The sequence below is a fragment of the Streptomyces sp. SID486 genome, from assembly GCF_009865385.1.
Lineage (GTDB): Bacteria > Actinomycetota > Actinomycetes > Streptomycetales > Streptomycetaceae > Streptomyces.
Map to the genome: position 1 here is coordinate 1 of NZ_WWJT01000426.1, position 10,628 is coordinate 10,628.

At 70.4% G+C, this 10,628-nt stretch carries 7 protein-coding genes and 1 pseudogene; 3 read left to right on the plus strand and 5 right to left on the minus strand.

Going from position 1 to position 10,628, the window contains the following annotated elements; all coding sequences use genetic code 11:
* Both GT045_RS20185 and GT045_RS20190 read right to left on the minus strand, forming a co-directional pair.
* Positions 1 to 686, minus strand: a pseudogene (locus GT045_RS20185) (ammonium transporter); the annotation flags it as partial.
* 355 nt (positions 687 to 1,041) lie between these two features.
* Positions 1,042 to 2,520, minus strand: coding sequence for a hypothetical protein (locus GT045_RS20190; protein WP_161335001.1), 1,479 nt, complete (start codon positions 2,518 to 2,520; stop codon positions 1,042 to 1,044).
* 471 nt (positions 2,521 to 2,991) lie between these two features.
* Between GT045_RS20190 and GT045_RS20195 the strand changes: the two genes are divergently transcribed.
* Positions 2,992 to 3,648 carry a bifunctional DNA primase/polymerase gene (locus GT045_RS20195; protein ID WP_161335002.1) on the plus strand — a complete coding sequence of 219 codons (657 nt, stop codon included), beginning with the start codon at positions 2,992 to 2,994 and terminating at the stop codon, positions 3,646 to 3,648.
* Positions 3,649 to 3,765: 117 nt separating this feature from the next.
* Here GT045_RS20195 and ftsY read toward each other — a convergent pair whose 3' ends face one another.
* Entirely contained in the window at positions 3,766 to 4,974 is a 1,209-nt protein-coding gene (ftsY, locus tag GT045_RS20200) for a signal recognition particle-docking protein FtsY (protein ID WP_161335003.1), read from the minus strand.
* A gap of 170 nt (positions 4,975 to 5,144) precedes the next feature.
* On the opposite strand from ftsY, the gene GT045_RS20205 reads away from it, so the two are divergent.
* Complete coding sequence (locus GT045_RS20205; RefSeq protein ID WP_161335004.1) at positions 5,145 to 6,596, plus strand: cytosine permease; 1,452 nt, start codon at positions 5,145 to 5,147, stop codon at positions 6,594 to 6,596.
* Between the two features lie 114 nt (positions 6,597 to 6,710).
* Entirely contained in the window at positions 6,711 to 7,682 is a 972-nt protein-coding gene (locus tag GT045_RS20210) for an LLM class flavin-dependent oxidoreductase (RefSeq protein ID WP_161335005.1), read from the plus strand.
* Positions 7,683 to 7,872: 190 nt separating this feature from the next.
* Here the strand turns inward: GT045_RS20210 and GT045_RS20215 are convergent, their stop codons facing one another.
* Positions 7,873 to 9,291, minus strand: coding sequence for a sugar porter family MFS transporter (locus GT045_RS20215; protein WP_161287237.1), 1,419 nt, complete (start codon positions 9,289 to 9,291; stop codon positions 7,873 to 7,875).
* A 226-nt stretch (positions 9,292 to 9,517) separates the two neighbouring features.
* The coding region (locus GT045_RS20220) for an AAA family ATPase (protein WP_161335006.1) at positions 9,518 to 10,628 on the minus strand (1,111 nt) is incomplete at its 5' end.

The following is a 10,628-nucleotide window of genomic DNA, read 5'->3' on the forward strand; positions in this document are numbered from 1 at the left end:
GCGTTGAAACCGAACCAGCCGAACCAGAGCAGGCCGGCGCCGAGCATGACCAGCGGGAGGCTGTGCGGGCGCATCGGGTCCCGTTTGAAGCCGACGCGCCTGCCGATGACGAGGATGACACCGAGCGCCGCCGCACCCGCGTTGATGTGGACCGCCGTACCGCCCGCGAAGTCGATCACGCCGAGCTTGTAGGCCCAGCCGTCGGCGCCCCAGACCCAGTGGGCGACCGGGACGTAGACGATCGTGACCCACAGGGCGACGAAGAGCGCCCAGGCGGAGAACTTGACCCGGTCGGCGAGGGCGCCGCTTATCAGGGCCGGTGTGATGATCGCGAACATCAGCTGGAAGACCATGAAGACGTAGACCGGGATGGTGTAGCCGTCCCAGAGTTCCGTCAGTCCGATGTTGCTGAGGCCGATCCAGTCGGCGTTCCAGCCGAGGAGGCCGTTGCCCGTGCCGAAGGCGAGGGAGAAGCCGTAGAGCACCCACAGAACGGTGACGATCCCGAGGCTGATGAAGCTCATCATCAGCATGTTCAGGGTGCTCTTGACGCGGACCATGCCTCCGTAGAAGAAGGCCAGGCCCGGGGTCATGAGCATCACCAGGGCGGAACAGATGAGCATGAAGCCTGTGTTGGCGGACGACAGCTTGGGTGCGTCCGCCGCAAGCATGATGGCTGGTGCCATCGGCGTCTCCTCGTCGGTTGGTGCGGCCCCGTGCGGGCGGTGCCTGAGCGGTCCGGTCGGTGGAGGGGTGGCCGGTTTATGCGCCCTGAGACTGACGCAGCGCGGTTTCGGTGGAAGCCCCTCGTTGTTTCGCCGGGGTGACGAAGGCGCCTGGCGTGTTACGCGTGGATGAAGCGCGGGATACGGGCCCGCGCGATCGTTGTCGTGGCGCAGCCTTCCGCGGGTGGCCGACGCGGGAAGACGGACCGGCCGCGGCGGCCTCTCGATGACCTGGCATGGGGGAGCCGAGTCGGGCAGTTCGGGAGGACCGGCCGCGGCCGGGGCATGTGGTGCGCTGGTGGGTCGGGGGTGGCGGTCAGACCGCCTCGGCGGTCTCCGGCAGGTCGACGGCGAGCTTGTCGGACAGTTCGACGACGGCGGCGAGGTCGCCGTGGTCGCGTACGGCCGTGTCGACCGTCTTTCGGATACGTGTGTTCACCCGCTCGGAACGGACCTTCTTGGCGATGTCCATGGCCTGCGCGGCGTACTCGGTGCTGTGCTCGGGTTCGCGCTGGAGGAGGTGCACGGTGGCCATGCCGATGAGGTTCAGCGCGTACGACCGCTGGTGCTCGGAGTCCTTGGCGAACAGCTCCACGGCCCGCTGCATCAGCGGCTCGGCGAGGGAGGCGTAGGTGGGGCTGCGCCCGGCGACATAGGCGAGGTCGCGGAAGGAGTGGGAGTTCTCGCCGTACAGCTCGGCCTCGGAGAAGAAGCGGATCCAGTCGGGGTCCGGCTCGTCCCACTCGTCGGCGTCGGCGAAGGTGTCCTCGGCCATGCGGACCGCCCGCTTGGTCTTGGCGGGCTGGCCCATGTTGGCGTAGGCGCGGGCCTCCATCGCATACAGCATGGACTGGGTGCGCGGGCTCGCGCAGTCCCGGCTGCCGTACTGGGCGAGGTGGATCAGCTCCAGCGCGTCGTCGGGCCGGCCGAGGTGGATCATCTGGCGGCTCATGCTGGAGAGGATGTACGAGCCGAGCGGTTTGTCGCCGGCTTCCTTGGCCGCGTGCAGCGCGAGCACGAAGTACTTCTGCGCGGTGGGCTGGAGACCGATGTCGTACGACATCCAGCCGGCCAGTTCGGCCAGTTCGGCGGCGACCTGGAACAACTTGCGCGTGGTGGCCTCGGGCTGGGGCTCCTGGAGCAGGTCGGTGACCTCGTGCAGCTGGCCGACGACCGCCTTGCGGCGCAGGCCCCCGCCGCACTGGGCGTCCCACTGCCGGAACATGCGCGTGGTCGACTCCAGCAGGTCGAGCTCGGGCTGGGACAGCCGGCCGGGCCTGCGCGGGTCCAGCGCGGACTGGGGGCCGGCTCCGGCCGGGGTGGCCGGAGTGGGCACGAGCCAGCGCTGCATGGGCTCGATCAGGGAGGGCCCGGCGGACAGGACGAGCGAGGTGCCGAGGAAGCCGCGCCGGGCGAGCATCAGGTCGCTGCGGGAGAACTCACCGAGCAGCGCCACCGTCTGCGGGCCCGTCCAGGGCATGTCGACACCGGAGGCGGCGGGCGACTGGCGGGCCGCGCGCAGGCCGAGGTCCTCGATGGAGACCACGCAGCCGAAACGCTCCGAGAACAGCTCCGAGAGGATGCGCGGGATCGGTTCGCGCGGGTTCTCCCCGTCCAGCCAGCGGCGCACGCGCGAGGTGTCGGTGGAGATGTGGTTGGCACCCAACTGCCGTGCCCGGCGGTTCACCTGGCGGGCCAGCTCGCCCTTGGACCAGCCGCTGCGCACGAACCACGAGCCGAGCAGCTCGTTGGGGCGCTTGTCAGCGTTCGCCCCGCTACCGCCGTTGCCGCCCACTGGAACGCCCCCATTCCTGAGACCACTTGTCACCCTGGTGCGCCAAGCTGGTGCGCCAAGCCCTATCAGAATGCCGGTAAATACGGCTCCGCGTCCGCCGGTTCTCACTCTTCGAACGAGCTGACGACTTGCCTCCGGCATACCCGATCGCGCATGTGCCGGCAGGGCTCGCACACTCACAGTAATGCTACGATCACCCGTCCAGCCACGGGGATCCCTGAAACGCCACCATTCGCCACCCCTTCGAATGAACTCACGTTCAGCTCCGCGCGATTCACTTGACATAGGACGACCGGAAGTCGGCGGAGAGGTGCACCCGGGGGCGCGTGACACCCGGTGTGCCACCGGATGCGCTTCAAGGCGCCGCCTTGACCGTGTGACCCACCGGGAAGGCGGAGCCGTAGCGTTACGTTCCGCTTCCGTCCCGTTCCGCGTCGTAACCACCGGCGCGCCGGACCCGTTGGAGGGGGCATGGGCTTCACGATCGGCGGCATCCGCGAGATCCGTTCCGGCACGCGTCGGCGCGGCCGGTCCGCGGAGTGCACCGCCGTCGCCGAGTTCACCGGGCTGTGGGGATGGGACGTGGTGCCGGGGGCGCGGGCCGCCGGGGGCGCCTGTTCGTGCGGACTGTCCGACTGCCCGGCGCCGGGCGCGCATCCGCTGGACTTCGCCCCCCGGGTGCCGGCCGGGGCCACGCTGGACGAGGCGAGCAGGGCCTGGTCCGAGTTCCCGGGCGCCTCGGTGATGCTGCCGGTCGGCCAGGCGTTCGACGTCATCGAGGTCTCGGAGCGGGCCGGCCGCCGCGCCCTGGTCCGGCTGGAGCGCATGGGCCTCCCCCTCGGCCCGGTCACCGCCACCCCCGACGGCCGCGCCCACTTCTTCGTCGCGCCCGGCGCCGCGGCCGGCCTCTCCCGGCTGCTCTACCGCACCGGCTGGGACGACCCGGCGGCGCTCGACCTGCGCGGCCTCGGCCCCGGCACGCACATCACCGCCCCGCCCTCCGACCGCGGCGGCCTCGGCCCGGTGCGCTGGCTGCGCCCCCCGGCGCTGGACTCGGCGACCCGGCCCCCGGCGGCACGGCTGCTGCTCGGCACGCTGGCGTACGTCGCCCACCGCTCGCGCACGTGATCCGCCGCCGACAGACGAAGCGCCCGTCCCCGACTGCACCTCGGGGGCGGGCGCTTCTCGCCTGGTCCCCGGAACGTTCCGGGGACGGGTGGGACACCTCCGCGTCCGGAGGCGGGGTCAGTCACCGATAAGGGCGTCCACGAACGCCTCGGGCTCGAACGGCGCGAGATCGTCCGCGCCCTCACCGAGCCCGATCAGCTTGACCGGCACGCCCAGCTCGCGCTGGACCGCGACCACGATGCCGCCCTTCGCCGTGCCGTCCAGCTTGGTCAGCACGATGCCGGTGATGTCCACGACCTCCGCGAACACCCGGGCCTGCACCAGCCCGTTCTGGCCGGTGGTGGCGTCCAGGACGAGCAGCACCTCGTCCAGCGGCGCGTGCTTCTCCACCACGCGCTTGACCTTGCCCAGCTCGTCCATGAGACCGGTCTTGGTGTGCAGACGGCCGGCGGTGTCGATGAGGACCACGTCGACCCCCATCTCCTTGCCCTCCTTGACCGCGTCGAAGGCGACGGAGGCGGGGTCGCCGGCCTCCGGCCCGCGCACGGTGTGGGCGCCGACGCGTTCGCCCCAGGTCTGGAGCTGGTCGGCGGCGGCGGCCCGGAAGGTGTCGGCGGCACCGAGGACGACGCTGCGGCCGTCGGCGATCAGGACGCGGGCGAGCTTGCCGGTGGTGGTGGTCTTGCCGGTGCCGTTGACGCCGACGACCATCACGATGCCGGGCTTGCGGCCCTCGGGCTCGGTCTTCACGGCGCGGTCGACGTCGGTGCCGACCAGCTTGAGGAGTTCCTCGCGCAGCAGACCGCGCAGCTCCTCGGGGGTGCGGGTGCCGAGGACCTTGACGCGTTCGCGCAGGCGCTCGACCAGTTCCTGGGTGGGCTGCACACCGACGTCGGCGGTGAGCAGCGTGTCCTCGATCTCCTCCCATGTGTCCTCGTCCAGGTGCTCACGCGAGAGCAGCGTGAGCAGACCCTGTCCGAGGGCGTTCTGCGAGCGGGACAGGCGGGCGCGCAGGCGGACCAGGCGGCCCGCGGTGGGCTCCGGGATCTCGAGTTCGGGAACCTCGAGAGGGGCGGCGGGGGGCTCTTCGACGACGACCGGTGCGGGGCCGCCGGGCAGGTCCACCTCCTCGATCGTCCGGCGCGGTTCGTCGCGCGGCGTCTCGGCTTCGTCGCCGACGTGCGGCTCGGCCGGGGGCGCGGTGATGTCGGGCGTCTTCGGGGGCGGCGGGGGCAGCGGCTTCTTGCGCCGGCTGCCCACGATCAGCCCGCCGAGCGCACCGAGCACGACCACGGCGATGACTACAGCAAGGATGACGGTTTCCATAACCCGACCAGTATCGGCCATGGGGTCCGCCGGAGGGCCGTTTGTGACTTCCTCCGAGAGACAAAGGCCACGTAGCAGCAGGACTGGGAGCAAAGTACGATGGTGGCTGCTCTATCCACGCGCGTAGAGTCCCCACGTCACCTTGTCCCCCCACGTCTGGCACCTCTTCCATGAGCAAAACCGTCGAGACCGAAGGCGCTCTCGAGACCCGCGGCATCGAGCAGGTCCCCGACCACGAGCGCACCGCGAGGACCCGGGAGCTGTTCCCCACGTGGGTCGGCGCGAACATCAGCGTGCTGCTGCTGACGATGGGTGCGAGCCTGGTCGTGGCGTACCACCTGAACATCTGGCAGGCGCTGGTCGTCGCCGTGGCCGCGCCGGTCGTGTCGTACGGCCTCGTCGGTCTGATCGGCATCGCGGGCAAGCGCGGCGGCGCGCCGGGCATGGCGCTCTCGCGGGCGGTCTTCGGTCAGCGCGGCAACCTGCTGCCCGGCTCGCTGATCTGGGTGGCTCGCTGGGGCTGGGAGACGATCAACGCGGTGACCGGCGCCTACGCGCTGCTCACCATCCTGGACATCCTGTTCGGCATCAAGACGAACAGCGTCCTGGACATGGTGACCCTGCTGGTCTTCGTCGTGGCGACCTTCGCGATCTCCGGGCTCGGTATCAACGCCGTGCAGAAGTGCAACAAGTACGCGACGTACCTCTTCGCCGTCTTCTCGGTGCTGGTCCTAGGCTACCTGGTGGCGAACACCGACTGGTCGAAGGTGATGGGCCAGAGCGGCGGTTCCACGGCCGCGGTGATCACCGGTGTGGGCATGATCGCGGCCGGCGGTGTCAGCTGGATCCCGTCCGCGCCGGACTTCACCCGCTATCTGCCGCGCACCGCCTCGTCGAAGGCGATCGTGGGGACGGCGGTGGGCGGCGCCGGTGTCGTCGTGCTGCCGATGGTGCTCATGGGTGCGGTGATGGCGGTCTCCACTCCGGACCTGGCCTCGGCGACCGACCCGGTCTCCTTCCTCGGCGAGATCCTGCCGACGTGGATCGCGGTGCCGTATCTGTGCATCGCGCTGATCGGCATGCTGCTGATCAACTCGATGTCCATGTACTCGGCGGGCTTCACCGCCCAGACCCTGGGGTTCAAGGTGCCGCGACACTGGGCGGTCTCGGTCAACGCCGTGATCTCGCTGATCTTCGGCGGGGTGCTGATGCTGGTGGCGACGAGCTTCATGGGCTCCTTCATCGCCTTCCTGTCACTGCTGGCGGTCGCCTTCTCCGCGTGGGTCGGCGTGTTCGGCGCGGACATGCTGCGCCGCACCGAGTACGACGGCCGGGCCATGGCCGACACCACCCGCACCAGCGCCTACTGGTACCGGGGCGGCTTCTCCCCCGCGGCCGTGGCCGCCTGGGCGGTCGGCCTGCTGTCGGGCCTGATGTTCACCACCTCGGACTGGTTCACCGGACCGCTCGCGACGAACAACGTGATCGGCGAGTACGGTCTCGGCTGGGTCGCCACGATCGTCATCTCCGGCGTGCTGTACCTGGTGCTCCCGAAGCCGGCGGTGACCGCGCCGGCGCCGGCGGACGAGCCCGCTGCGCAGAGCGAGCCCGCCGCCGTCTGACGCCACCCCCGGCAGCGCACGGCGGGGCGCACCCCGCCGTGCGCCCTCCTGGCCATCTGACGCCACGTCAGCTACCGTCCCCCTCCACCGCATCGCACCGGAGGGGGACTTCCCATGCCCGTCACGGTCGTACGTTTCAACCTCGTCGCGCCCGGCGCCCCTCCCGCCGCCCTGTCGGCCCGCTACCGGGCCGCGCTGGAGATGGCGGCGTACGCGGACGAGCACGGGATCAGCACCGTGCAGACGGAGGAGCACCACGGCGCGGACGACAACTGGCTGCCGTCGCCCTTCGTCTTCGCCGGCGCGGTGTTCGGGGCGACCCGGCGGATCGCGGTCACGGTGTCCGCGGTGATCGGCCCGCTGCACGACCCGCTCCGGCTGGCCGAGGACATCGCCGTGCTGGACCTGCTCAGCGGCGGGCGGCTGGTGACCGTGGCGGGGATCGGTTACCGGCCGGAGGAGTACGCCGCCTTCGGCGTCGACTGGAAGCGCCGGGGCCGGCTCCAGGACGAGCTGCTGGAGACGCTGCTGGCGGCGTGGACCGGCGAGGAGTTCGAGTACCGGGGCCGCAGGGTGCGGCTGACCCCGCGGCCGTACACCGATCCGCACCCCCTGCTGCTGGTCGGGGGGTCCTCGAAGGCGGCCGCCCGCCGGGCCGCCCGGCTGGGTCTGCCGTTCTTCCCGAGCGCGCACCTGCCGGAGCTGGAGGCGTACTACAAGGAGAAGCTCACCGAGTACGGCACCGAGGGCTGGACGATGATGCCGGCCGCCGAGACACCGCTTCTGCACGTCGCCGAGGACCCGGACCGGGCGTGGGCCGAGTTCGGCGGCCACTTCCTGCACGAGGCCCGGACCTACGCCTCCTGGCAGACGGACGGGATCCGCTCGGCGGTGCGGTCGGCGGCCACGTCCGTGGAGCAGCTGCGCGCGGAGGGCGTGTACCGGATCCTCACCCCGGAGCAGTGCGCGGCACAGGGCCTGGACAGCCTGGTGCTGCATCCGCTGGCGGGCGGGATGCCGGTGGAGGAGGGGTGGCGGAGCCTCAGGCTCTTCGCCGAGCGGGTGCTGCCCGCGCTGGAGGGCTGAGCCGGGACGCCGTCCGGGGGGCTCGTGCGGTGGCCCGCGCGAGCGGGCCCCTCACCCGGGCGGTGGCCGGGCGCGAACGGACCGCCGCCCCCGCCCGGGCAGTGGCCGGGCGGGGGCGGCGGCGGATACGAGGAGAGGGGCAGCGGGGACTTGGCCCTTCTCCCCGAGTTCGGGGCCTCGCGGTGCGGGGTCAGCCCATCTCTTCCAGGGACTTGCCCTTCGTCTCCTTGACGAACTTCAGGACGAAGGGGATGGAGAGCGCGGCGAAGACCGTGTAGATCACGTACGTGCCGGAGAGGTTCCAGTCGGCCAGCGACGGGAAGCTCGCGGTGATGGCCCAGTTGGCGATCCACTGCGCGGAGGCGGCGACACCCAGGGCGGCGGCGCGGATCCGGTTCGGGAACATCTCGCCGAGGAAGACCCAGACCACCACGCCCCAGGACAGGGCGAAGAACAGCACGAACACATGGGCGGCGATGAGGGCGACCCAGCCCTGGGTGGCGGGGAGCTTGCCGCCGACCAGGTCGTAGGAGAAGGCCCACGCCTCCAGGGCGAGGCCGACGACCATGCCGACGGAGCCGATGAGGGCGAGCGGCTTGCGGCCGACGCGGTCCACGAAGATCATCGCGATCACGGTGCCGATGATGTTGATGATCGACGTCGTGAAGGAGTAGAAGAACGAGTCGGTCGGGTCGACGCCGACGGACTGCCACAGTGTCGAGGAGTAGTAGAACGCGACGTTGATGCCGACGAACTGCTGGAAGACCGACAGGCCGATACCGATCCAGACGATCGGCTTGAAGAAGAACGAGCTGCCCAGCAGGTCCTTGAAGGAGGACTTGTGCTCCCGCTTCATGGCGTGCTCGATCTCGGCGATCCGGGCGTCCAGGTCGATCTTGTCGCCCTCGACCTCCTTGAGCACCTCGCGGGCGCGCTCCTTGCGGCCGACCTCGATCAGGAAGCGCGGGGACTCGGGGATCGCGAAGGACAGCAGACCGTAGAGGACGGCCGGGATCACCATGACGCCGAGCATGACCTGCCAGGCCTCCAGGCCCATCAGCTTGCCCCGCTGGTCACCGCCGGCGGCGTTCAGGATGGCCCAGTTGACGAGCTGGGAGACGGCGATGCCGACGACGATCGCGGCCTGCTGAAAGGAGCCGAGCCGGCCGCGGTAGGCCGGCGGGGCGACCTCGGCGATGTAGGCGGGGCCGATGACCGAGGCCATGCCGATGGCGAAGCCGCCGATGATGCGCCAGAAGGCGAGGTCCCACAGCGCGAAGGGCAGGGCGGAGCCGACGGCGCTGATGGTGAAGAGGACGGCGGCGATCTGCATGCAGCGGATACGGCCGATCCGGTCGGCTATGCGGCCGGCGGTGGCGGCGCCGATGGCACAGCCGATCAGGGCGATCGCGATGACCTGCGCGAGAGCCGCCGAGCCGATGTCGTAACGACCGCGGATGGCCTCGACGGCGCCGTTGATCACGGAGCTGTCGTAACCGAAGAGGAATCCGCCCATGGCGGCCGCCGCCGCGATGAAGATGACATGCCCGAGATGCTCGGGATGAGCCGTCCTGGCTCCTGGCTGAGGTGCCTGCGCAGTGCTGGTCACGTAAAACTCCTCGGGCCGCGGCAACGCTGCCGGGGTGGGGTGATCCCTTCCAGGTATCCAGTGGGGCACAGGTTCACACCACTCACACCTGAAGGTAAAAGCAACGTTGCAGAGACTATGCCTTCAAGTTTCGAAGTCAATAGTTCAACGGCTGTGAGTTTTTAGATAGGAGTAGGCGCCTAGTGTTCAAGAAGTGAACTCAGAGCGAGTTGATCTTGAATGCGGGTCAGCGCAGCCGCTGCGAGATGACCTTCGAGACCCCGTCGCCCTGCATGGAAACGCCGTACAGCGCGTCGGCGACCTCCATCGTGCGCTTCTGGTGCGTGATCACGATCAGCTGCGACGCCTCCTGCAGCTCCTGCATGATCCGGATCAGCCGCTGGAGGTTGGTGTCGTCCAGCGCGGCCTCGACCTCGTCCATCACGTAGAACGGGCTCGGCCTGGCCTTGAAGATGGACACGAGCAGCGCGACGGCCGTCAGTGAGCGCTCACCGCCCGAGAGCAGGGAGAGCCGCTTGACCTTCTTGCCCGGCGGACGCGCCTCGACGTCCACGCCTGTGGCGAGCATGTCGTCGGGGTCGGTCAGCACCAGGCGGCCCTCGCCGCCCGGGAACAGCCGGCTGAAGACGCCCTCGAACTCGCGGGCGGTGTCCCGGTACGCCTCGGTGAACACCTGCTCGACGCGCTCGTCGACCTCCTTCACCACTTGAAGGAGGTCGGCGCGGGTCTTCTTCAGGTCCTCCAGCTGCTCGCTGAGGAACTTGTGCCGGTCCTCCAGCGCGGCGAACTCCTCCAGTGCCAGCGGATTGACCTTGCCCAGCTGCTGGTACGCCCGCTCGGCGGCCTTGAGCCGCTTCTCCTGCTCGGCGCGTACGAAGGGCCGGGGCTGGTTGCGCGGGTCGTCGGGGTCGTCCGGCAGCCGCTCACCGTCGGCGGGGGGCGAGGGCGGTACGAGCCGGCTCGGTCCGTACTCCGCCACCAGCCCCTCCGGCTCGACACCCAGCTCCTCCAGTGCCTTGGTCTCCAGCTGCTCGATGCGCATCCGCTTCTCGGCGCCGAGCACTTCCCCCCGGTGCACCGAATCGGTCAGCTTGTCGAGTTCGCCCTTCAGCTCGCGGCCTGCCGTGCGGGCGACGGCCAGTTCCTGCTCACCGCGCGCCTTGGCCGCCTCGGCCGCGGACCGCTCCCGGTCGGCCCGGCCCAGGGACACCTCGACGTGGGCGAGCAGCTGCCGGGCGCCGGAGGCGACGGCCCCGGCCACGGCCGCCTCGTGCCGCAGCCGGGCCCGGCGCTGCTCGGCACGCGCGCGTGCCTCGCGTTCGGCGCGGGCCGCCCGG

Excerpts from the sequence above, each read along its gene's own strand:
- GT045_RS20195 (WP_161335002.1), top strand. The coding sequence starts at position 2,992 with ATGGGCTTCACGATCGGCGGCATCCGCGAGATCCGTTCCGGCACGCGT.
- ftsY (WP_161335003.1), bottom strand. The coding sequence starts at position 4,974 with ATGGAAACCGTCATCCTTGCTGTAGTCATCGCCGTGGTCGTGCTCGGT.
- GT045_RS20205 (WP_161335004.1), top strand. The coding sequence starts at position 5,145 with ATGAGCAAAACCGTCGAGACCGAAGGCGCTCTCGAGACCCGCGGCATC.
- GT045_RS20210 (WP_161335005.1), top strand. The coding sequence starts at position 6,711 with ATGCCCGTCACGGTCGTACGTTTCAACCTCGTCGCGCCCGGCGCCCCT.